The sequence below is a fragment of the Streptomyces sp. NPDC006923 genome, assembly GCF_040635655.1.
Taxonomy (GTDB): Bacteria; Actinomycetota; Actinomycetes; order Streptomycetales; family Streptomycetaceae; genus Streptomyces.
Window position 1 is genome coordinate 350837 of record NZ_JBEYIF010000005.1, and the last position, 21928, is coordinate 372764.

Here is a 21928-nt window from a genome sequence, read left to right on the forward strand (position 1 = left end):
CCGGTGTTCCTCCGGTGACAACCGGCACCGGCCTCCCGGACGCTCCGCATTCATCACCCGTTCACCCCTATGCCGTCACCCTGCTGGCGTCCCCCCCTACCGTCACCGCCAGGGCTTTCCGACACCCTGTCGGCCTTGTCGGCGCGGGGCGCGCGCCGGAACCACACACATCGGAGGCGAAAGTGCGCAAACTGCTGCCGCTGCTCAGCTCTCACCCCGGCGGACGGTCTGCCCTGACCTGCCGTTACCGCTGCGGGGACGCGTGTTTCCACGAAGTGCCGAACAAGAGCGAGAACGAGTACGCGGGTGATGTCATCGCCCGTGCCCTCTCGCGGCGTTCCATGGTCCGCGCCGCCGCTGTGGTGACGGTGGCCGCCGCGGCGGGTTCCGCCGTGGTGGTCGGCCCCGGTGAGGCCCCGGCAGCGGCGGCCGCCGCCGGTGACGACCGCAGGGGCGGCGGCAACAGCCCCCAGGCCGACGGCGCGCGCGGTCTGCGCTTCGCTCCTGTCGCCCCCAACACCGCTGACAAGGTGACCGTCCCCAGCGGTTACAGCCAGAACGTGGTCATCCGCTGGGGCGAGCCGATCCTGCGCGGCGCGCCGGACTTCCACCCCGACAGGCAGTCCGCCAAGGCGCAGGCGGGTCAGTTCGGCTACAACAACGACTTCCTGAGCCTGCTGCCGCTCAAGGGCGAGCGCGGCCGTCAGGTGCTGGTGGCCAACCACGAGTACACGGACGAGATCCTCATGTTCAAGGGATACGACCCGGCGAAGCCGACCCGCGAGCAGGTGGAGATCGCCTGGGCCGCGCACGGTCTGTCCGTCGTCGTGGTCGAGGAGGACCGCAAGAGCGGCAAGCTCACCGCGGTGACCAGGCACCAGCTCAACCGGCGGCTCACGGCCACCAGCGAGTTCGTGCTCACCGGCCCGGCGGCCGGCAGCGAGCTGCTCCGCACCTCGGTGGACCGAACCGGCAGCAGGGTGCGCGGCACGCTCAACAACTGCGCGGGCGGCACCACTCCGTGGGGCACGACGCTGCACGGCGAGGAGAACTTCAACCAGTACTTCGCCAACGGGTCGAGCGAGACGGACCTGCGCTACGGCATCGGCACCGCCGCCAGCGAGCGCAAGTGGGAGCTGTTCGACAAGCGCTTCGACCTCAAGCAGGAGCCGAACGAGGCCCACCGCTTCGGCTGGGTCGTCGAACTGGACCCGTACGACCCGGACTCCACGCCGCGCAAGCGCACCGCCCTCGGCCGCTTCAAGCACGAGGCCGCGCAGCCGAGACTCACCGCGGACGGCCGTCCCGTCGTGTACATGGGCGACGACGAGCGCTTCGACTACTTCTACAAGTTCGTCTCGTCGAAGAAGATGAAGCCGGGCAGCAGCCGCGCCGCGCGCGAGCACAACCTGACGCTGCTCGACGAGGGCACGCTCTATGTCGCCAAGCTGTCCGGCGACAGCCCGGCCGGCGAGTTCGACGGCACCGGCAAGCTGCCGAACGACGGTGAGTTCGACGGTTCCGGCGTCTGGATACCGCTCGCCACCGGCGATGTGTCGCACGTCCCGGGGATGACCGCCGACGAGGTGTATGTCTTCACGCGGCTCGCGGGCGACACGGTGGGCGCCACCAAGATGGACCGCCCCGAGGACGTCGAGCCGTCACCGCGCTCCGGCCGGGTCTATGTCGCGCTGACGAACAACACCGACCGCGGCAAGGCGGGCAAGGCCGGCGCCGACGAGGCCAATCCCCGCAACGCCAACAAGCACGGCCAGATCCTGGAACTCGCCGAGAACTGGGACGACCCGGCGGGTGACGGCTTCGCCTGGCGGCTTTTCCTGGTCGCCGGAGACCCGAAGGACCCGGCGACCTACTTCGCGGGCTTCCCGAAGGAGAAGGTCAGCCCGATCTCCTGCCCGGACAATGTCGCCTTCGACCCGCACGGGAACCTCTGGATCTCGACGGACGGCAACGCGCTCGGCACCCATGACGGGCTGTTCGGTGTGGCGACGCAGGGCGAGCGGCGCGGTGAGCTGAAGCAGTTCCTGACCGTGCCGAACGGCGCGGAGACCTGTGGGCCGCTCATCCAGGACCGCCGGGTCCTGGTCTCCGTGCAGCACCCGGGCGAGCTGGACGGCGCGTCCGTCGAGAAGCCGGCGAGCACCTGGCCGGACGGCCCGGGGAAGATCGTCCGGCCGTCGGTGGTCGCCGTCTGGCGCAAGGACGGCGGGGACATCGGCGTCTGAGCCGACACTGTCGCGGGGTGGCGCCGACTCGGACCGGCGTCACCCCGCTCCACCGGCCCTGGGGATCCGGCGGACCGGCCGTAAAAGGCGGGAAGCGGGAGGCCGCAGCGCCTACCCTCGGTATATGGCTTCTGAGGCGGAGGTCCCGGGCGGCGGGACGGTACGGGTCGACAGCTGGATCTGGTCCGTACGGCTGACCAAGACACGCTCCCAGGCGGCCGCGGCCTGCCGTGCGGGCCATGTCCGTATCAACGGGGACCGGGTCAAGCCCGCGCACGCGGTCAAGCAGGGCGACGAGGTGCGCCTGCGGCACGCGGGCCGGGACCGGATCGTGGTGGTCTCGCGCATCGTGCGCAAGCGGGTGGGCGCGCCGGTGGCGGTGGAGTGCTACGTGGACAACAGCCCGCCGCCACCGCCGAGGGAGTTCACGATCCCGATCGCGATCCGCGACCGGGGCGCCGGCCGGCCGACCAAGCGGGACCGCCGGGACCTGGACCGGTTGCAGGGCTTCTGAGGGCGCGCGCCGCGCTGCCCTGGATCTTGCTCTTCAACGTCCCGAAGGGCGCCGTTCGATCAGTTGTGGGTCAAGCGAATCCCAACCGAGACCTGTGAATGTCTGAGTGCGGCCAAGAAATGCTCCAGATTGCCCAGTTGTAGGGATGTTGGATTCGTCACCGCCGTCGTCCTGGCTTGAATTAAACGGATAGTGTGAGCGGTCCGGTGGACCCGACCGTGAGGCCGTGCACGCCGGACGTTGACCGCGCGCCTTTGAAGAGGGGGAAAGGCGCCGCGTGGCCCCGACGGAGGATGTAAACAACCGTGGACGCGCAAGGCCGTGGGCGGGCGGATGATATCGATCCCGCAGACCAGTGGGTACTGAACCCGCATACCGGTGACTACGAACTGCGACTGGACGCATCCGCTGGGCAGTCGCCCGTACCGGGGCCCCGGAGATCGCGGCCGAGGCCGGAAAGGCCGAAGCCGGAGTCGACCGGGACGGCCCGGAAACAGGCCCCGCCGAGACAGCGCTCGTCCAGTGCCGAGCGGCCGGTTCCCGGCCAGCGCGGGCGCCGTGCCCAGGAGGCCAAGGCGCCGGCCGGACGCCGGCTCGCCAAGAAGAAGCCCAAGAAGCGCAAGGCACTGGTGTGGACCGGTGGCGTGATGGCCTTCCTGCTGGTGGGCGTCTCGCTGGGCGGATACCTCTACTACCGGCACCTCAACGGCAACATCACCACGTACGACGTGGGCACGGGCAGCAAGGACGTCATCAAGGACGGGCCGATCAATATCCTGATCATCGGCACGGACAAGCGCACCGGCGCGGGCAACGAGGGCTACGGCGACAAGGGCAGCGTCGGCCACGCGGACACCAACATCCTGCTGCATGTGTCCAAGGACCGGACGAACGCGACCGCGCTGAGCATTCCGCGTGACCTGATGACGGACATACCCGACTGCCCGACGAAGCAGCCCGACGGTTCCACCAAGGTCATACCGGGCACGACGGGCGTCCGCTTCAACACCAGCCTCGGTCAGGACGGCCGCGACCCGGGCTGCACGATGCGCACCGTCTCCGAGCTGACCGGACTGAAGGTCGACCACTTCATGATGGCCGACTTCAACGCCGTCAAGACACTGACCACGGCCGTGGACGGGGTGGAGGTCTGTCTCGCCAAGGATGTGGACGACCCCGACTCGCATCTCAAGCTGTCGGCCGGCGAGCACACGCTCCAGGGAGAGCAGGCGCTGGCCTTCGTACGGACCCGGCACAGCTTCGGCAACGAGGGCGACCTCGACCGCATCAAGGTGCAGCAGCAGTTCCTGGCCTCGCTGATGCGGAAGATGAAGTCCTCCGGGACGCTGACCAGCCCGACCAAGGTGCTTGGTCTCGCGGAGGCGGCCACCAAGGCCCTCACGGTCGACTCGGGCATCGGCTCGATCACCAAGCTCCAGTCGCTGGCGATGGAGCTCAAGGACGTCGACCCGAAGAACATCACCTTCACCACGCTGCCCGTCGACGACAATCCGGCGGAGACGGTGCGCGCGACGGTCGTCGTCAAGGAGTCCCAGGCCGAGCCGCTGTTCGCGATGATGCGGGACGACATATCGCTGACCGAGGTGAAGAAGAAGGCCGCGGCCAAGGAGAGCGCCAAGCTCAAGGGGCCCAAGGCCGACCCCGCCGACGTGCGGGTCAGCGTCTACAACGGCAGTGGTGTCCAGGGCGCGGCTCAGACGACTCTCACCTGGCTGCAGAACACCGAGGGCGTGCTCAAGTCGAGCCAGCTCGGCAACGCCGACAAGGACCTGGCCAAGACGACGCTGGAATACGCGCCCAACCAGGCCGACCAGGCGCGCAGGCTCGCCGAGATCATGGGCCTGTCCGCCGCCGCGCTGAAGGAAGGCACCGAGGACGCGGGCGAGATGGATCCGATGACACTGACGCTCGGCGCCGACTTCAAGGGCGCCGGGATACCGCTCACCGCTCCGACAAAGGCGCCGGAGTTGATCCAGAGGGTCGAAGCGGACAAGGCCGTGTGCGCCAAGTAAGACATTCGCGCCCGCCCTCCCCGCTCATGAGCGGGGAGGGCGGGCGCGGTCCGGGGTGGGGCGGGAGGGGCAGCAATGAGGCAGAGCAGCACGCACGCGGAGGGCACGCGAAGACGTGTCCGGCACGCCGGTGAGCTCGGCTGGGACGACAGCCTGTACGAGGGCGCCGACGGCGGAGAGGCCGAAGGCGAGGGCGGAGAAGGCGAGGGCGGGGACCGGCCGCCGCACGGACCCGACGGCCGGGGCGGGGCTCCGCGCGGGCGGCGCGGCAGACGCCGGATACTCCGCTGGTCGGCCACGGCGCTGGCGGCGCTGATCCTCGGCACGGCCGGGGTCGGCTACCTCTACTACGAGCACCTCAACGCCAACATCAAGAAGGCCGACCTCAACCTCGGCGACCACAAGGCCGCCAGGCCGACGCCGAACGCGGCGGGCCAGACGCCGCTGAACATCCTGCTGATCGGATCCGACGCGCGGGACTCCAAGGAGAATCAGGCGCTGGGCGGGGCCAAGGAGACCTTCGGCGCGCCGCCGCTCGCGGACGTGCAGATGCTGCTGCACCTCTCCGCCGACCGCCGCAACATGTCGGTGATCAGCATCCCGCGCGACACGCTGATGAAGATCCCCAAGTGCACCGATCCGGAGAACGGCAAGGTGTACCGGGCGACCGTGCTCCCGATGATGACGAACGAGAGCCTCGGGCGGGGCGGACCGGGTTGCACGGTCGCCGCCTGGGAGGAGCTGACCGGTATTCACATCGACCACTTCATGCTGGTCGACTTCGCCGGAGTGGTCTCCATGGCCGACGCGATAGGCGGCGTACCCGTCTGTGTGGACGCCAACATCTACTCGCACTCGTCGGACGGCAAGGGATCCGGCCTCAAGCTGACCAAGGGAACACACCCGGTCAAGGGCGAGCAGGCCCTCCAGTGGCTGCGGACCCGCTACGGCTTCGAGGACAACACCGACATAGGCCGGACCAAGGCCCAGCACATGTACATGAACTCGATGGTGCGTGAGCTGCGGGAGAACGCCACCCTGGGCAACCCGCAGAAGCTGCGGAGCCTCGCCGAGGAGGCCACGGCGGCGCTGACGGTCGACCGGGGTCTGGACACCGTCAAGAAGCTCTACGACCTCAGCAACGAGCTGAAGAAGGTGCCGACCGAGCGCATCACCATGACCACCATGCCGTGGCAGTGGGCCGTGTCCGACCGCAACCGTGTGGAGCCCAAGCCGGAGGACGCCGAGAAGCTCTTCCGGCTCGTCCGCGAGGACATCGCGCTGGACGGCAAGGACAAGAAGAAGCCGTCCCGCGCCGAGAAGACGCCGGACGATCCGGCGGCGGCCGACGAGGAGATCGCCGTCCAGGTCCGCAACGCCACGCGTACCGAGACGCTGGCGCCGGTGGGCAGCCGTGCGAGCAGTGTGGCGCAGGTGCTCGCGGGCAAGGGGTTCACCAGCGCGACGGCGGAGCCGGGAGCGGCGTCGGCGCAGCCGAAGACCGTGGTCCGCTATCCGAGCGCGGACATGGAGGGGGACGCCTGGGCGGTCGCCAAGGCCCTCGGCATCCCGACGAGTTCGGTGCAGCGGTCGACGGAGGTCTCCGGCGTGACGCTGATCGTGGGCGGTGACTGGCGCGAGGGCGACGCGTATCCGAAGGCCAGGGCCGAGGACGACAAGATCCCGGACTCGGCCGACGCCCTCAACGGCTCGAACAAGAAGGCGTGCATGCGGGTCAACCCGGCCTTCACCTGGTAGTCGCGGAAGAGCGCGCGGCGCGCGCGGCGTGGGGCCCGGCCCGGACGGCTGTCCGGGCCCGGGACTTCACATTGCCCGACAAACACAGCGCGGGTCCGGCAGGGCGTCTCCCCCTGCCGGACGCGCCGGCGGGACGGGCCGAAATATCACTCAGGGATGATGTTTATTCCGGCCCATCTGGCCTCTGGAGGGCCTCAGTTGGGGCTCCCGTAAAAAATCTCCGCCGGTCCGCACCCCGGCTTGTCCGTCCCGTCCCTGGACAACACCCGTTGTCACAGGCGGTGTTGCCGGATCCCGCCGATCACCGACGGCGAATGCGTACGGTCACCTTTGTTGTACGGAAAGTAAAACGCCGCGCCGCAGGGAAGGTCCTTCCCATGAACCACGACGGTGAACGGCGCGACCAGCGCGACCAGTACGACCAGTACGCCCGGTACGAGCAGCATGTGACGTTCCGGCTGCCCAGTCATCCGCGCAGTGTGGGCCGCGCCCGGGAGGCGCTCGATACCAGTATCGACCTGCCGGAAGAGCCCGCCTCGACCGCCGCTCTCCTGCTGTCGGAACTCGTCACCAACGCGCTGCGCCACGGCAGCCCGCCCGGCCGGGAGATCTCCGTCAGTCTGCACCGGTCGGACGGGCTGCTCAGGATGGAGGTCGAGGACGCGGGCGACTTCCTGCCCCGGCCGCGCACGCCCGGGGCCGACGACGAGTGCGGGCGGGGGCTCGCGCTGATCGTGGCGCTCGCCGACGACTGGGGCGTCGCTCCCCGGCAGGGGCCGGGGAAGCGGGTCTGGGTGACTCTCAAAGTGTCGGGTCCCTGAGGCCGGACCGCCGCTGCGGAGAGGCGATCGCGCGTGCCGCCCGCACCTCCTGGCGCAGCGGCCCCAGCACGCCGTTCTCCTCACCGGCCGGCTCCTCCCGCGCCCCGACGAGGACATCGCTCGACCGCAGGGCGGCGGCCAGTTCCCGCAGCCGGCGTTCGATGTCGGCGGTCTCCGCCGGGGCGGGCGGCGGGGCGCCCTGGCCGACGCGGACGCGGGCCGCCGTCGTCGCGTCGGCGACGCGTTCCACCGCGATGACCAGGGGCCACCAGGCCGCCGCCCGCGCCCCGGTGGGCGGGGGCTCGGTCAGGGCCCGCTGGAATTCGGCGCGGACAGCCGACAGGTCGCGGTAGAGCCGGCGGCGCCGGCGTACCCGGTCGCCCTCTCCGGCGGTGCCGAAGGTGCTGCGCACATACTCCGCGGCGTCCTCGACCGCGTCGGCCAGCCGGTCGCCGATCCGGGTGTGCCAGCTCTCGGGCCACAGCAGATAGCCCGCGACCAGCACGATCGCGCAGCCGATCACGCTGTCGACGAGCCGGGGGAGGATCAGCTCGGGGCCCTGGTGGTTGAGGATGTCGGTGAGCAGCAGGATCACCGGGGTGAGCGCGGCGGTCTGGAAGGCGTAGCCCTTCGCGGAGATCGCCGGCACCAGCGGGGCGAGGAGCATCATGACCGGCACGTCCCACCAGCCGGGCGGCACCCCCGTCAGCACCGCCGCGGCGACGACCAGCCCCGCGGCGGTGCCCAGCGCCCGGAGCACGGCCCGCGAGAAGACCGAGCCGAAGTCCGGTTTGAGGACGAAGATGACCGTGAGAGTGATCCAGTACGAGCGCTCGACCGCGATCAGCGACACCAGCGCCTGGGCGATGCCGACGCAGAGTGCGAGGCGCAGCCCGTACCGCCAGGAAGCCCTGGAGAGCGCGGTGTCGCGGGCCGCGTTGCGGACGCGGACCCACAGGGGCGCGGGGCGCCCGAGCCGGTCGCCGACATCGTGCGGGTCGGGGCCCCCCGTGCGCACCACGGCCGCGACATGGCGCAGCGCTGCCTCGACGGCGTGTTCTGCGGGGGTGCGGGGCGCGGGCAGTTCCAGGGCGGGCCCACCGGTGCTGCCCTCGGCGACGGCGTCCGCCAACTCCCTGACGGCGGCCGGGAACGCGGCGGGCAGCGGGCCGCCGTGGAGATGGGCGGCGGGCGCGGACTCGACGAGCGGGATGATCACATTGAGCTGGGCGACCAGCCGTACGAGCGGTCCGCGGCGGCCGTGGTCGCGGGCGCGGCGGGCGAGGACGACGTCGTACGCGTCGTTCAGCGACTGGGTGAGGGCAAGCCGTCTGCCGTCGTACTCCGTGCCGCCGGCCGCCTCCAGCAGATCGGCCAGCGCGCGGTATGTCCCGGCGACGGCGGCCCGTTCCTTCGCCCGGCCGCGCAGCGGCCAGGCCAGCAGCGACAGGACGAGGACGAACAACCCGCCGACGGCGAACAGCAGCGGAGGTTTCCACCAGGGGCCCGGCAGTGGCAGGCCGGCGCCGAGCGCGGCGGTGAGCAGGAGCAGCAGCCCGGAGGACGAGGCGACCGCGCCGATCGAGGAGATCATCCCGGAGACCAGCGCGACCAGCGTCAGTATCCCGACGGCGACCCAGCCGTGTCCGTAGACGAGTGCACCGAGCGTGATGCCGACGGCGCCGAAGAGCTGGGGCACCGCGATGGTGATCAGCCGCATCCGGTACGCGTCGGCGGTGTCGCTGATGACGCCGAACATCGCGCCCACCGAGACGAGCACGCCGGCTTGGGGCGCGCCGGCGGCGATACCGGCCGCCAGCGGCGCCGCCAGGGCGACGGAGGCACGGGCGGCGGCGGCCCAGGGGATACGGGCGGGCTTGGGGCGCAGACCCGCCAGCAGCCACTCCGGCGGAGCGAGCCGGCCCGCGCCCCGGCTCGTGTCCCTACGTTTTCCCATGGGCGCAACCTTCGCGCACGCGGCGGGAAAACGTCAGCTCCGGCCGGGTGACCGGCGGTCTTCCCGGCGTGGGCGGCCGGCCCTGCCGGGGGTCTCGGCGCTGGGGTCTGCCGGGGTCTCAACCCTGAGGGTCTCAGCCCTGGTAGCCCTCGACCTCGCTCGCCGGCCGTACCGCCGCCTCGTCCGGGTTCTCGCCGAACTCGGACTTGGCGCGGCGCTGCCGCAGCAAGTCCCAGCACTGGTCGAGCTGGACCTCGACGGAGCGCAGCCGCTGCTGCTCCTCGGGCGCGAGTCCGAGACTCCGGGTCGAGCGTGCGCGCAGGGCGCGCTCCTCGGCGACCAGGGCGCCGATGTTGTCGAGGATCTCGTCGTTGTTGCCGGCGGCGTTCATGGCGGCTGTGTCTCCTGGGACTTGACGGCTGGACCGGGTGCGCACGCGGCTGTGGGGACGGCGGCCGAGGCCGTCGTCCCCACAGCCCGGTGTGCTGTCGTGGGGGCCGGAGGTGGCGTGGGCGGGATCCGCCGACCGGTCAGGTGACGTGGGACCGGACGCGGTCCGTGGTCAGCGCCCAGATCACAAAGGCGGAGAGGGCCATGCCGACGACCGCCCAGACCGGTTGGTAGGGCAGGTACATGAACTGCGCGATGAGATTCAGCGACGCCACCCCGATACCCGCGTAGCGCGCCCACGGGATCCTCATGAGGATCCCCATGCCCGTGGCGGCGACCAGGATTCCGATGGCGAGATGAATCCAGCCCCACGAGGTCAGATTGAAGGCGTAGACGTAGCCGGTGGCGCTGCTGAGGAAAGCGTCCTGGTTGATGGCGACTATGCCCTGGAGTATGTCGGTGATCCCCGAGACCAGCATGAGGACACCGGCGAAGAAACTGCCGCCGGTCGCCCAGGCTGCCTTCGCCTGTGAGTGCGCGCCGGTGCCCGCGCCGGTGCCGGTGCCCATGCCCGTGCCTTCGCCGGTGCCGGTGCCCATGCCCGTGTTGGGGGGCCGATGTGCTGTGTTCTGACTCATATCCTTATGCTGCCCCAAATGGAGCAAAAGGGATATTCGGGCGGCTGGATCCCGGACTTCGGGCGGTCAGGAGACGCCCGGCAGCCGTGACTCCGCCGGCTCCCTGGCACGCGCCGGCGGTGCCGGTGGCGGGTGACGCGGCCGGCGGCCGAACCAGGCGCCGGCGGCCAGGGCGAGACCCGCGGCCAGCACGGACCAGGACGTCGTACGGAGCGAACCGGTCAGCACGTCGTAGATCGCGCGCGCCGCGGAACGGTCGCTGTCGTTCGGCAGATTGCCCAGGATCGTGCCGCGCGCCATCGCGACGGCGACGGCCAGCACCACCGCGCCGACCGCGAGCGAGAGCCCGACGCCGATCAGCGCCCGGCGGCGGCGGACCGCCAGCAGGACGGCCGACACCATGAGGACGACCGTCCCGACGGCAGGCCGGACACCGGCCTCCACCAGACCCTGGACGACATCGCGCCAGACCCCGAGCCCATTGGCCCTGAGCACGGTGATGTCGTCGTGCCGTACCGGGATCCGGTTGGCGAACGGCACCCGGTCCGTGACGAGCTGCATCTTCACCCGTTCCGCGACCGGAGCCAGATCGATGGTCACGGTATTGCCGCCGCCGCTGGTCAGGACCTGCTCCCCGGCGTCGTGGGCGGCGCGGCTGGCGGTCATCCAGGCGGACTTGAAGGCATCGGTGGTGGCGAACGACCGCACGGCCTCCAACAGCAGCGCGCGGACCTCGTCCTGGAGCTGACCCACATGGATCCGGGGCATCACACCATCGGTGATCCGTTCCGCGACGGCGTTCCGCACGGCGGGGTCGGAGGCGAGCGGGGCCATGGTGGAGACGAACCGGTCGGTGTCGCCGATCTCCAGATCGGCCCACGCCGCGATCGCGCTCAGTGGGGTGAGGACCGCCAGCAAGACGATCAACGCCGTGGACAGGTAGGTCCGCACCCCTCCAGCGAACGCGGACCGGACGGCGCACGCGAGCGGTGCGCCGCCGACCTGGTGAGTCCACCCCGACCTCGCCCGGTTGCCGGGCACGACGGGCGGGTGTGCCCTGGAGGGACGGGGGTGCGACCGGAAGGAGTTCCCGGCCATGGCCGTACACGCGCCGACACGGGCGCGGCGTCGCGTCTCGCCGCGCCCACTGGCGATGCCGATCCTGCTGGGCGTCATCTACGGCGCCTACGCGCAGTTCATCGCGCGCGGCGGTGGCCCCGCCACCTACGGGCAGCTCGCCCTCGCGCTGATCTCCGGGGCCGCCGTGGCCCTGCTGGTCTTCGCGCTCGACCGGTTCAGGGACGTGCTCCCCCGCGAACTGCGGGCCGCGGCCTACGGGACGCTGGTCGGCGGGGCCATGGGCTTCCTCTACAGCCTCACCGGGCACAGCGTCATGCTGTCCTCGGCGATCGGGCTGGCGCTCGGCATCGGCACCGTCATCCTCACCTTCTACTTCTTCCACACCAGAGAGCCCTGAGCGGGCCCCGGCGGGTCCGCCCCCGCGAGGACCGTGTGCGGCCGGTGACTCCCACGATGAGGGAGTCACCGGCCGCACACGTGCTTGACCTTCCTCCCCCGGGAAGCCCCAGCATCGGTGGGGCCGGGCGAGAAGCCCGGTACGAGGAGGGGGAAGCATGGGTTCGCTGACGATCGGTGCCTTCGCCCGTGCGTCCAGGCTGTCCGCGAAGGCGCTGCGCCGCTACGACGAACTGGGGCTGCTGCGGCCGGCTCGTGTCGACCCGTACACCGGATACCGGTACTACGACGAGACCCAGCTCGAACGGGCCCGGCTGGTGGCCTGGCTCCGCCGGATCGGGATGCCGCTGGCCCGCGTCCGGGACGTGTGCGATCTCCATGAGACGGATCCGGCCGCGGCCGGCCGGGAGATCCGGGCCTACTGGGCACGGGTGGAGGCCGAGACGGCCGTCCGCCGGGACCTGGCGACCTTCCTCATCGACCAGTTGTCGGGGAATCCCGCAGGAAAGGACGCCGTCATGTCATCCGGTCCGAACACTCCTCCCACCCCTTCCCCCGTCCCGCGGCTCGCGATCCGTTACGCGGCCCGGTCGGACCCCGGCCTGGTCAGGGAGAGCAATCAGGACGCGGCGTACGCCGGTTCACGGCTGCTCGCCGTCGCGGACGGCTTCGGCGGCGAGGGCGCGCGCGCCGGCGCGGCGGCGATCGAGGCGCTGAGGTCGCTCGCGGACTCGGGAGCGGGCGCACTGCCGGGCGGCGAACTGCTCAACGCCCTGGCGGAGTCGGTGCGAGGGGCGAACCGGTCCGTCAACGCTCTGGCCGGTTCCGGTACGACCCTCACCGCCCTGATGTGGACCGGCTCCCGGCTCGCCCTGGTCCATATCGGCGACACCCGTGCCTATGTGTCGCGCGACGGTGAGTTCTTCCAGATCACGCACGACCACTCGGTGGTGCAGTCGATGATCGACGAGGGCGCTCTGAGTGCGGAGGAGGCGCTCTCGCATCCGCAGCGCGCGCTGCTGCTCAGGGCGCTGGACGGGAGCGACGACGGGGCCCGGCCGGATCTGCGGCTGCATGACGCGCAGGCCGGCGACCGCTATCTGCTCTGCTCGGACGGACTGTTCACGGCGGTCTCGGCGGAGGCGGTCAGGGAGACCGTCGTCATGGCCGACGGGCCGGAGCCCGCGGTCAGTGAACTGGTCGGGCTGGCCCGGCGCGCGGGCGGGCCGGACAACATCGCCTGTGTCGTGGCCGACGTGGTGGCGCTGTGACCCACGGCTGATCCGAGCGCGGACCGTCCGCCACGGCCGGCCGTCAGACGATGGTGGCCGGCCGGTGGCGTGACGGGCGGGCCCGGCGGTGGGCCGGGGCCCACCGTCGGCCGCTGTCAGACCTCGGTGACCTCGCCGCGGACCACGACCACCGGGCACTTCGCGTGCTGGGTGACATGCAGGCTCACGGAGCCCAGCAGCGCCGCGGTGAAGCCGCTGTGACCGCGGTCACCGACCACCAGCAGCGCGGCGCCCTCGGAGATCTCCGTCAGCACCTGGGCGGCATGGCCCGCCACGACCAGGCGCTCCACCGACGCGGCGACGTCCGGGGCCAGGTTCTTGTCCAGGGCCTCGTCCAGGATCTGCCGCGCGAGCTGCTCCGGGTCGAACTCCGGCGGCACGCCCGGCGTCATCCCGGCCCAGCCCACCGCCGGGTACTCCCAGCCGATGACGGCCGCGAGCCGGTCCCCGGTCAGCTTCGCCTGCTGGACGGCCCAGTGCAGGGCCTTCAGCGAGGGCTCCGAGCCGTCGACACCGACCACGATCTTGTTGCTCATGACGCTCCCAACCGATCGATCATCTTTTATACCTCCAAGCAAACCTACGCGAGGTCCGCGAGAAGCTGCTCGAAGGGGACCACTTCGTCCATCTCCGCCGACTTCCGTCCCCCGGGGGTGGCCGTCGGGTTGCGTCCGGCCAGCAGCCGGGCGAACTCTCGGCCCGCCCGGTCGATTCGCGCGGACAGTCCGCCCGCGTAGGTGTCCGCGCCCGTGCCCCAGTCGTCGGTGGCGGCGAAGACCGCGGTCGGCAGGATCAGCGTGTGCAGATAGGAGAAGAGCGGCCGCAGCGCGTGCTCCAGCACGAGCGAGTGGCGCGAGGTGCCACCGGTCGCACCGAGGAGTACGGGCATGCCGTTGAGCTCGTCCGGTTCGATCAGGTCGAAGAACGACTTGAACAGCCCGCTGTAGGAGGCGGCGAACACCGGTGTCACCACGATCAGACCGTCCGCGCCGGTCACCGCCTCCCGGGTCTCGCGCAGCGCGGGCGAGGGGAAGCCGGTGACCAGGTTGTTGGCGATGTCGACCGCCAGATCGCGCAGTTCGACGACTCTGACCTCCACCGGGCTTTCACCGGCGGTCAGTTCACGGGCGGTCGCCTCGGCGAGCCGGTCCGCCAGCAGACGGGTCGAGGACGGCTTGCTCAGCCCCGCCGAGACGGCGACGAGCTTCAACGGCTCCATGGTCAGACCTCCTTCGGTTCCGTGATGTCACCGGTCCTGGCCGCGTCGGCCGTGGCGCCGGCCGCGACGGCGGGGTGGAGCGGAGCGTCCGGTACGTCGGCCGGACGGCCGGCCGCGAACTCCTTGCGCAGCACCGGTACGACCTCCTCGCCGAGCAGGTCGAGCTGCTCCAGGACCGTCTTCAGCGGCAGTCCGGCGTGGTCCATCAGGAAGAGCTGGCGCTGGTAGTCACCGAACGCCTCCCTGAACTCCAGGGTCTTGTCGATGACCTGCTGGGGGCTGCCCACGACCAGTGGGGTCTGCTCGGTGAACTCCTCCAGCGAGGGCCCGTGCCCGTAGACCGGCGCGTTGTCGAAGTACGGACGGAACTCCCGCACGGCGTCCTGCGAGTTCTTCCGGATGAACGCCTGGCCGCCGAGGCCGACGATCGCCTGCTCCGGTGTGCCGTGCCCGTAGTGCGCGTACCGCTGGCGGTAGAGGCGGATCAGCTTCTGGAAGTGCTGCTTGGGCCAGAAGATGTTGTTGGCGAAGAAGCCGTCGCCGTAGTACGCGGCCTGCTCGGCGATCTCGGGAGAGCGGATCGAGCCGTGCCAGACGAAGGGCGGCGTGCCGTCGAGCGGCCGGGGCGTCGAGGTGAAGCCCTGGAGCGGCGTACGGAACTTGCCCTCCCAGTCGACGACGTCCTCGCGCCAGAGCTTGCGCAGCAGCGCGTACTTCTCGATGGCGAGCGGGATGCCCTGGCGGATGTCCTCGCCGAACCACGGATAGACCGGCCCGGTGTTGCCGCGCCCCATCATCAGGTCGACGCGACCGCCGGCGAGGTGCTGGAGCATCGCGAAGTCCTCCGCGATCTTCACCGGGTCATTGGTGGTGATCAGCGTGGTGGAGGTGGAGAGGATCAGCCGCTCGGTGGTCGCCGCGATGTAACCGAGCATCGTGGTCGGCGAGGACGGGACGAAGGGCGGGTTGTGGTGCTCGCCCGTCGCGAAGACGTCCAGTCCGACTTCCTCGGCCTTCTGCGCGATCGCCACCATCGCCTTGATCCGCTCGTGCTCGGTCGGCGTACGTCCGGTGGTCGGGTCGGTCGTTACGTCGCCGACTGTGAAGATCCCGAACTGCATCGCGCTCACCTCTCCAATGGTTGAAGTTTCAACTGGCCACTGTAACGACCGTCCCCCAGTCTCTATTCCGGCTCTGTCCCCAGGGTGAGCAGGCACTGTGCGGTGAGCGCACGGATGTCCGGCGCAGCGAAGGTACGGGGACAGGCGTAGGCCCCCGGCCGGGACTCGCGGTCCTGGTCGGGGGCCTGGTGGCGCGGCTCCGGCGGGGCGCGTGGCCCCGCCCGGGCGGGGGTGAGTCAGACCTCGTCGTCGTGCGGCCGGGCCGAGATCCGGCGCGGACGGCGGTGCTCGGGCAGATCGGCGGCGCAGTCGGTGTCCACGGTGAGATGCAGCCGGGTGCCGCCCCGCACCGGGTCCGCGGGGTAGGAGCGGGGCTCGCTGGCGGCGAAGACAGCACGCAGGACATCCGCGATGAGCTGCGCCGTCTCCGGCGACTCCGCGATGACACGTACCTCGGCGAGACCGGGCGCCGGCAGATCGCGCGCGGGCAGTCCGGACGGCGGCCGACGGCGGGACCTGGGCCTGGCGCCGTTCATCAGGTCACCGCTCACGGGCGCGTCCCGACATCCGGGGTAGTGCGGCATCGGCGCTCACCCCACCCGCCGCGCGCCGGTCCCGGCCCCGGGATCGGGGCGCGGCGGCCTTGTGTCGGCCGGGGGCGCGGCTCCGGCCGGACGTTCCCCGTGGCCCCGGCCCCGGCCGTGGATCCGCTGGTGCTGCCGGAAGTGGCCGCGGCCCCAGGTCCGGTGATCGTGGGGCCCGCCGGTGTCCAGATATCCGCCGCCCGGGGCCTGCCGGTCGCGCGGGTCCCACAGGGCCCGGCCGTACTTGTAGGTGGCCATGCGCCGCTGGTGCTGCCCGTTGACCACATGGATCAACAGCACACCCACCGCGATCATGCCCAGGATCACCACCACACTGATCCAACCGGTCATGAGGCTCTCGCCTCCTCCTTCTGCTCCGTCCTCACCCCGCCGGTGTCCCGCTCCGGTGTCTCCCGCTCCGATGTCTCCCGCGCCAGCAGCGCGCTCGCGGCCAGCCGGTTGTCCGGGGCCGCGGCCGCCGTCATCAGCCGGGCCGCCGTGTCCGCCGGGGTCCCCGGCGGGATCACCAGCAGGTCCCAGCGGCCCACGGAGTAGGAGCGCAGGATGATCATGTCCGGGTCCTGTTCGGCCGCGAACCAGCCGATGTGCAGAGGCCGGCCCGGCAGTTGGATCCGGCGCGGGACGACCGGCCAGTGCGCCGGGTTCACCAGGACCCGGGTGAGCCGGCCCCAGGGACCGTCCATGGCCGCCGCCAGCGCGGGGAGTTCCCGCGCCAGATCGCGTGAGTACGGCCACCACGCTCCGTCGAGGGCGCCCGCGCCGTGTCCGCCCGGCGCGAGGAACAGCCTGGCGCGCGCGGATTCCCCGGGCTGTCCGGGGACCGTGTCCGCGTCCGGGGTGCTGGGGGTGAGGAAATCGAGATCGGCCGTCATGGGACTGACCCGCCTCCGGGGGCACGAGAACCACCCGGTGTTGTGAGAAGCCGGGAACGACACCGGCGTGGAAGCGGGTGTGCGAAATGCCCTCGGTGTTCTCAGCGTACTCCCGCCGGGCCGCACGGGCCCTGGTGTGCGACCGGGCTCGGTCCCGTACGGCCGGTCGCCGCGCCCGCCATCGGGCCGAGGGCACTGTCCGGAAATGATCTGTCCGCGTTCGACCAGGTTGGCATCCCTCCCATGGAACCATTAGGTTAGCCTCGCCTAACTCTATGGCGAGTTTCTTGGATTTTTGTTGGATTTTCGGCCGTTCCGTCCCCCTGGGGGTGCATGCGCCACCGAACGTCGCGACGGCGACCGTGACCGTCTCCCCGGTGTGCGCTCGCGCGGATCCGTCTGACGCGAACTCGCTCCCCGGGCCGATCGCGGCCCTCGCACCGCGTGCCGACCGCGCCGGGGGCCGGGATCCCGGCCCCCGGCGCGGGCTCCCCGAGCGGCGGAAGTCCGCCGCGCACCCCTTCCCGAGCCGCCGCCTCGTCGGGCGCCGCCGCTCCGCACCCGTCTCCCTCATACTCCGGAGCCGTTCCATGACCGTGCCCCCCGTCGCCCTGCCCGCGGACGGGCGGGCCGCCGATCCGGCCGACGCCCGCCCGCGCACCCCCGCCACGGCGGACGCCCTGCTGCGGCGGCAGCGCGCCAGGGAGTCCTCGGGGCTGGCCGCCACCGGCAGTGGACGGAACGCATGACGCCGGAGCCGGGGGAGCGGGCCGCGGCGGTGGACCCGACAGGACGGGAGACAACTCCGCCCAAGCCGTGGCCGGCTGCCGGTACGCGGGCCGCCGCGCTGTCGGGCGGGACGGGCGGGCCGCGGAGCCTGGAACCCCTCGTCACCACCGTGCTGGACGCACTCGCCGAGGGCGCCCGGCGGCGCGGCGGGCCCATCGCCGCCGGGCGGCCGGAGGAGATCACGGCTGCCGTCGCCGCGGTGTTCGCCGAGGTGAGCGCCGGTCCGGGCGCGCCCGCCGGGGCCGGCGGCTCCGCGCTGGAGCGGCTCACCGAGCTGCTCGCCCGGGGCAGCGCCGATCCGGCCGAGGCGTCCTGCGCGGCCCATCTGCACTGCCCGCCGCTGGCCGTCGCCGTCGCGGCGGATCTCGCGGTCTCGGCGCTCAATCCGTCCCAGGACTCCTGGGACCAGGCCCCCGCCGCCACCGCCCTGGAGACCCTGCTGCTCCAGGAGTTGGCCGGACTCGTCGGCTACGATCCCGGACGCGCGGCCGGAGTGCTCACCTCCGGCGGTACGGAGTCCAATCTGATGGGGCTGATGCTGGCGAGGGACCGGATCCTCGGCGCCGCGTCCGGTCGGCGGATCGAGCAGACGGGGCTGCCGGCCACCGGGCCCGGCCGCCGGCCGCGCGTCCTTGTCTCCGCCGCCGCGCACTTCTCCGTACAGCGCGCCGCCGCGCTCCTCGGGCTCGGCGAGGACGCGGTGCTGCCGGTGCCCGTCGACCGTGAACTCCGCATGGACACCGGGGCGCTGGCCGCCGCGCTGGACGGCTGCGCCGGTCGCGGAGAGCTGCCGGTCGCCGTCGTCGCCACCGCGGGCACCACCGACACCGGGGCGATCGACCCGCTCCGCGACTGCGCCGCGCTCGCCGCCGAGCACGGCGCCTGGCTGCATGTGGACGCCGCCTACGGGGGCGGCGCGCTGCTCTCCGACCGTCTCGCGCCGCTCCTGGACGGCCTCGGGCTCGCCGACTCCGTCTCCCTCGACTGGCACAAGCTCGGCTGGCAGCCGGCGGCGGCCGGGATCTTCCTGGTGCGCCGGTCCGAGACATACGCCTCGCTCACCCGGCGCGCGGCCTATCTGAACCCGCCGGACGACGAGGAGGCCGGCTATCCCAGCCTGCTCGGTCTGTCGCTGCGGACGACACGCCGCGCCGACGCCTTCAAGATCGCGGTCACCCTGCGGACGCTCGGCAGAGAGGGCCTGGGACGGCTGGTCGACGCCTGCCACGAGCTGGCGCTGGCCGGAGCGCGGACCGTACGGGACCACCCCCAGCTCGAACTGCACGGCGAACCGGTGCTGACGGCCTTCCTGTTCCGCTATCTGCCGGCGGACGGCACCCGCAGCGACGAGATCAACGCCGCGCTGCGCCGCCGGCTGCTGCGCGAGGGCCGGGCCGTCGTCGGCCGTACGGAGCTGCCAGGCGAGGGTCCCGGACGCATACGTCTCAAGCTCACGCTGCTCAATCCGCACACCACGGCCGTCGAGGTGGAGCGGCTGCTGCACACGGTCGCGGCGGCCGGCCGCACGGAGGAGGACGCCCGGTGAATCCGCGCCCGCCCGGCCACCAGGACCGGCCCGGCACCCGGCCGCCACCTCGGCCCGTCCCCACCCCGTCCTGCTCCATCGACACACGTCGTCCTTCCACCCCCTCGCGGAGGCCCAGCGGTGACCGAGCACAGCACGCCCGACGAACGCACCGGACCGGGAGGCGCCACGGACTCCGCCGTCTACGACCTGGCCGGCGTCGGCATCGGTCCGTTCAATCTCTCGCTGGCCGCGCTCTGCGACGGTGTGCCCGGCCTGCGCGCGCTCTTCCTCGACGCCAAGCCCGCCTTCTCCTGGCACCCCGGGCTGCTCATGGAGGGCACGGTCCTGCAAGTCCCCTTCCTCGCCGACCTGGTGACGATGGCCGACCCGACCAGCCCCTGGTCGTATCTGAACTACCTCCGGCAGCACGACCGGATGTTCCCGTTCTTCTTCTCGGAGCGCTTCCACATACCGCGCAGGGAGTACGACCACTACTGCCGCTGGGTCGCCGAACTGCTGCCCTCGTGCCGCTTCGACGCGCGCGTCACCGCGCTGGACTGGGACGACGAGGCGGAGGCGTTCGCCGTCACCCACCGCTCGGAGGCCGGCGCCGTGACACGTGTGCTGGCCCGGCGGGTGGTGCTGGGCGTCGGCACGCTCCCGGTCGTCCCCGAACCGCTGCGCCCGCTGCTCACCTCCGCGCACGCGGGCCGCGTGCTGCACAGCTCGGACTACCGGAGCCACCGGGCGCGGCTGGCGGGCCTGGACGATGTCACGGTCATCGGGGCAGGCCAGTCGGGCGCCGAGGTCACGCTCGACCTGCTGCGCTCGCAGGACGCCGGGGGCGAGGGCGGCCCGTATGTCCGCTGGCTGGCCCGTACGCCCGCCTTCGCGCCGATGGAGTACTCCAAGCTCGGCCTGGAGCACTTCACTCCCGACTACATCCGCTACTTCCGGGCGCTGCCCGAGGAACGGCGGGAACGGCTCGTGCGCGAGCAGTGGCAGCTCTACAAGGGGATCAGCGAGGAGACCCTCGCCGAGATCCACGACGAGCTGTACGAGCGGACCGTCGGCGGTACCGCGCCGCGCGCCGCGCTCCATCCGGGCGTGGCGGTCGTGGGGGCGGCGGCGCTCGCCGGCGGCGAGGGGTACGTGCTGACCTGCCGGCACACGGAGCAGGACACGCTGTTCGAGATCCGTACCTCGGCGATCGTGTCGGCCACCGGGTACGAGGCGGGCCGTCCCGCCTTTCTGGGCGCGCTGGCGAAGCTCGTCGACTGGGACGGCAAGGGCCGCTATCGGATCGACGGGGACTACCGGGTCGCGCTCGACCCCCGGGTGTCCGGCGCGCTGTACGTACAGAACGCCGAACTGCACACGCACGGTGTCGGCGCTCCCGACCTGACGCTGGGCGCCTGGCGCGCGGCGACGATCCTCAACTCGGTGGCGGGGCGCACAGTTGTGCGGGTGCCGGAGCGCGCTGCCTGGACGACCTTCGGAGCCCCGGCCGGGACGGATTCCACCGTGCGCCCCCCGGCGCCGTCAGGGCGGCGGCCGGAGCCCCGCCGCACACCGCCGCGCGACCGTCACCGGGCGGCGGAGGAGTAGCTCTGCCCGATCGCGTCCAGGATCTGGCCGGCGCCGGTGTAGCCGATGCCGAGCATCCACAGGCTGTCGTCGACCTTGAAGGCCGTGCCCTTCCTGACCGCCGTCAGGTTCTGCCACAGCGGACCGGCCGTGGTGGCGGCCTCCTTGGACTTCTCCGCGTCGCCGTAGGTGGAGTAGAAGATGACGTCGGCGTCGGCCTTGTCGATCTGTTCGGGGCTGACGTCGAGGGAGAAGCCGGTGGTGTCCTGGTTGGCGGGCCGGCCGACCCGGAGGTCCTTGAAGAGGGAGCCGACGAAGGTGTCGTTCAGATAGAGGCGGGTGTCGGCGCCCTCGACGAACCGTACGAAGCCGACCGTGGTCCGCCGCGCCGCGGCGGGCCCGCCCAGCGCCTCGGTCAGCCGCCTGACGTGTGCCTCGTAGTCGGCGACGGCCTGCGCGGCCTCGTTCTTCCTGCCGAGGGCGTCGGCGTGCAGCGCGAAGTTCTCGCGCCAGCCCGGGCCCGTGGTGTCGGAGAAGACGGTGGGCGCGATCGCCGACAGCGCCCGGTAGTTCTTCTCGTCGCGGACCTTGCTGCCGAGGATCAGGTCCGGCTTCAGCGCGGCGATCGCCTCAAGATTGGGCTGGGCGACGAGTCCGACGGGCTTGACGTCCTTGAGCCCGCCGGCGGGGAGGTAGGTCGAGAAGGGCGCCCTGTCGGCGACGGTCGTGGCGCCGACCGGGGTCACCCCGAGCGTCACGGCCGAGTCCAGCGCGTCGGTGTCCAGCACGACGACCCGTTCCGGCGCGGCGCCGACCTCGACCGCGCCCATGACCGTCGCGACCGTGTGCGTGGCGGCCCGCGCGCCGCCCGCCCGGTCCGCCGGCTCGTCGGAGCCACCGCCGCACGCGGTGAGCAGGAGGGCGAGCGCGGCGGCGGCCACGGAGAGATGGCGTGTGCGGGTTCTGGACACGGTGCTGGGGCCTCCCTGACGAGGGCCCGGAATCTGCCCCGGGGCTGAGTCGGGCAAACCTGAGCCGTCCCTGACGATCCGTCAAGTCGCCGTACGGCGGCGGCCGGTGGC

Annotated in this window: 21 protein-coding genes; 10 read left to right on the plus strand and 11 right to left on the minus strand. The window is 71.8% G+C overall.

The window, feature by feature from the left end; translation table 11 throughout:
• Positions 1-182 precede the first annotated feature (182 nt).
• The 5 genes from ABZ707_RS12685 (at position 183) to ABZ707_RS12705 (ending at position 7372) form a co-directional block, all read left to right on the plus strand.
• Positions 183-2246 (plus strand): PhoX family protein, encoded by a 2064-nt coding sequence (locus tag ABZ707_RS12685; RefSeq protein WP_360172163.1) that lies wholly within the window; start codon positions 183-185, stop codon positions 2244-2246.
• Between the two features lie 124 nt (positions 2247-2370).
• Positions 2371-2760 carry an RNA-binding S4 domain-containing protein gene (locus ABZ707_RS12690; protein WP_360172166.1) on the plus strand — a complete coding sequence of 130 codons (390 nt, stop codon included), beginning with the start codon at positions 2371-2373 and terminating at the stop codon, positions 2758-2760.
• Positions 2761-3065: 305 nt separating this feature from the next.
• Positions 3066-4793: an LCP family protein gene (locus ABZ707_RS12695; protein WP_360172169.1), complete on the plus strand. Its 1728-nt coding sequence runs from the start codon at positions 3066-3068 to the stop codon at positions 4791-4793.
• 75 nt (positions 4794-4868) lie between these two features.
• Positions 4869-6551, plus strand: coding sequence for an LCP family protein (locus ABZ707_RS12700; RefSeq protein WP_360172172.1), 1683 nt, complete (start codon positions 4869-4871; stop codon positions 6549-6551).
• A gap of 377 nt (positions 6552-6928) precedes the next feature.
• Positions 6929-7372 carry an ATP-binding protein gene (locus ABZ707_RS12705; RefSeq protein ID WP_360172175.1) on the plus strand — a complete coding sequence of 148 codons (444 nt, stop codon included), beginning with the start codon at positions 6929-6931 and terminating at the stop codon, positions 7370-7372.
• On the opposite strand, the gene ABZ707_RS12710 is transcribed toward ABZ707_RS12705, so the two are convergent.
• The 4 genes from ABZ707_RS12710 to ABZ707_RS12725 all read right to left on the minus strand — a co-directional run bounded on the left by ABZ707_RS12710 (position 7353) and on the right by ABZ707_RS12725 (position 11308).
• Entirely contained in the window at positions 7353-9329 is a 1977-nt protein-coding gene (locus ABZ707_RS12710; protein WP_360172178.1) for an FUSC family protein, read from the minus strand. The genes ABZ707_RS12705 and ABZ707_RS12710 overlap by 20 nt on opposite strands.
• Before the next feature lie 133 nt (positions 9330-9462).
• Positions 9463-9720, minus strand: coding sequence for a DUF2630 family protein (locus ABZ707_RS12715; protein WP_360172181.1), 258 nt, complete (start codon positions 9718-9720; stop codon positions 9463-9465).
• A 139-nt stretch (positions 9721-9859) separates the two neighbouring features.
• Entirely contained in the window at positions 9860-10357 is a 498-nt protein-coding gene (locus ABZ707_RS12720) for a hypothetical protein (RefSeq protein ID WP_360172184.1), read from the minus strand.
• Between the two features lie 66 nt (positions 10358-10423).
• Positions 10424-11308, minus strand: coding sequence for a hypothetical protein (locus tag ABZ707_RS12725; protein WP_360172187.1), 885 nt, complete (start codon positions 11306-11308; stop codon positions 10424-10426).
• Positions 11309-11453: 145 nt separating this feature from the next.
• Here ABZ707_RS12725 and ABZ707_RS12730 point away from each other — a divergent pair, with 145 nt between their 5' ends.
• Positions 11454-11834 carry a hypothetical protein gene (locus ABZ707_RS12730; RefSeq protein ID WP_360172189.1) on the plus strand — a complete coding sequence of 127 codons (381 nt, stop codon included), beginning with the start codon at positions 11454-11456 and terminating at the stop codon, positions 11832-11834.
• A gap of 157 nt (positions 11835-11991) precedes the next feature.
• A complete protein-coding gene (locus ABZ707_RS12735) occupies positions 11992-13104 on the plus strand; it encodes a MerR family transcriptional regulator (protein WP_360172192.1) in 1113 nt (370 codons plus the stop codon).
• Between the two features lie 116 nt (positions 13105-13220).
• Here ABZ707_RS12735 and ABZ707_RS12740 read toward each other — a convergent pair whose 3' ends face one another.
• From ABZ707_RS12740 to ABZ707_RS12765, 6 genes are all read right to left on the minus strand, one after another.
• Entirely contained in the window at positions 13221-13661 is a 441-nt protein-coding gene (locus tag ABZ707_RS12740; protein WP_360172195.1) for a universal stress protein, read from the minus strand.
• 44 nt (positions 13662-13705) lie between these two features.
• The gene (locus ABZ707_RS12745) at positions 13706-14344 is read right to left on the minus strand and encodes an FMN reductase (protein WP_360172198.1); all 639 of its coding nucleotides are present in this window, start codon (positions 14342-14344) and stop codon (positions 13706-13708) included.
• 2 nt (positions 14345-14346) lie between these two features.
• Positions 14347-15465, minus strand: coding sequence for an LLM class flavin-dependent oxidoreductase (locus ABZ707_RS12750; protein ID WP_360172593.1), 1119 nt, complete (start codon positions 15463-15465; stop codon positions 14347-14349).
• A 236-nt stretch (positions 15466-15701) separates the two neighbouring features.
• Complete coding sequence (locus tag ABZ707_RS12755; RefSeq protein WP_360172201.1) at positions 15702-16016, minus strand: hypothetical protein; 315 nt, start codon at positions 16014-16016, stop codon at positions 15702-15704.
• Between the two features lie 39 nt (positions 16017-16055).
• Positions 16056-16400 carry a hypothetical protein gene (locus tag ABZ707_RS12760; RefSeq protein ID WP_360172204.1) on the minus strand — a complete coding sequence of 115 codons (345 nt, stop codon included), beginning with the start codon at positions 16398-16400 and terminating at the stop codon, positions 16056-16058.
• Complete coding sequence (locus tag ABZ707_RS12765) at positions 16397-16942, minus strand: DUF5994 family protein (RefSeq protein WP_360172207.1); 546 nt, start codon at positions 16940-16942, stop codon at positions 16397-16399. Before ABZ707_RS12765 ends, ABZ707_RS12760 begins: the two co-directional genes overlap by 4 nt.
• A 590-nt stretch (positions 16943-17532) precedes the next feature.
• Between ABZ707_RS12765 and ABZ707_RS12770 the strand changes: the two genes are divergently transcribed.
• The 3 genes from ABZ707_RS12770 (at position 17533) to ABZ707_RS12780 (ending at position 20867) form a co-directional block, all read left to right on the plus strand.
• Complete coding sequence (locus tag ABZ707_RS12770; RefSeq protein WP_360172210.1) at positions 17533-17691, plus strand: hypothetical protein; 159 nt, start codon at positions 17533-17535, stop codon at positions 17689-17691.
• Positions 17688-19277: a pyridoxal-dependent decarboxylase gene (locus ABZ707_RS12775; protein ID WP_360172213.1), complete on the plus strand. Its 1590-nt coding sequence runs from the start codon at positions 17688-17690 to the stop codon at positions 19275-19277. The genes ABZ707_RS12770 and ABZ707_RS12775 overlap by 4 nt, the downstream gene beginning before the upstream one ends.
• A 120-nt stretch (positions 19278-19397) precedes the next feature.
• Positions 19398-20867, plus strand: coding sequence for a SidA/IucD/PvdA family monooxygenase (locus ABZ707_RS12780; RefSeq protein ID WP_360172216.1), 1470 nt, complete (start codon positions 19398-19400; stop codon positions 20865-20867).
• Here ABZ707_RS12780 and ABZ707_RS12785 read toward each other — a convergent pair.
• Positions 20846-21817 (minus strand): iron-siderophore ABC transporter substrate-binding protein, encoded by a 972-nt coding sequence (locus ABZ707_RS12785; protein ID WP_360172219.1) that lies wholly within the window; start codon positions 21815-21817, stop codon positions 20846-20848. The two genes, ABZ707_RS12780 and ABZ707_RS12785, sit on opposite strands and share 22 nt — an antisense overlap.
• Positions 21818-21928 lie beyond the last annotated feature (111 nt).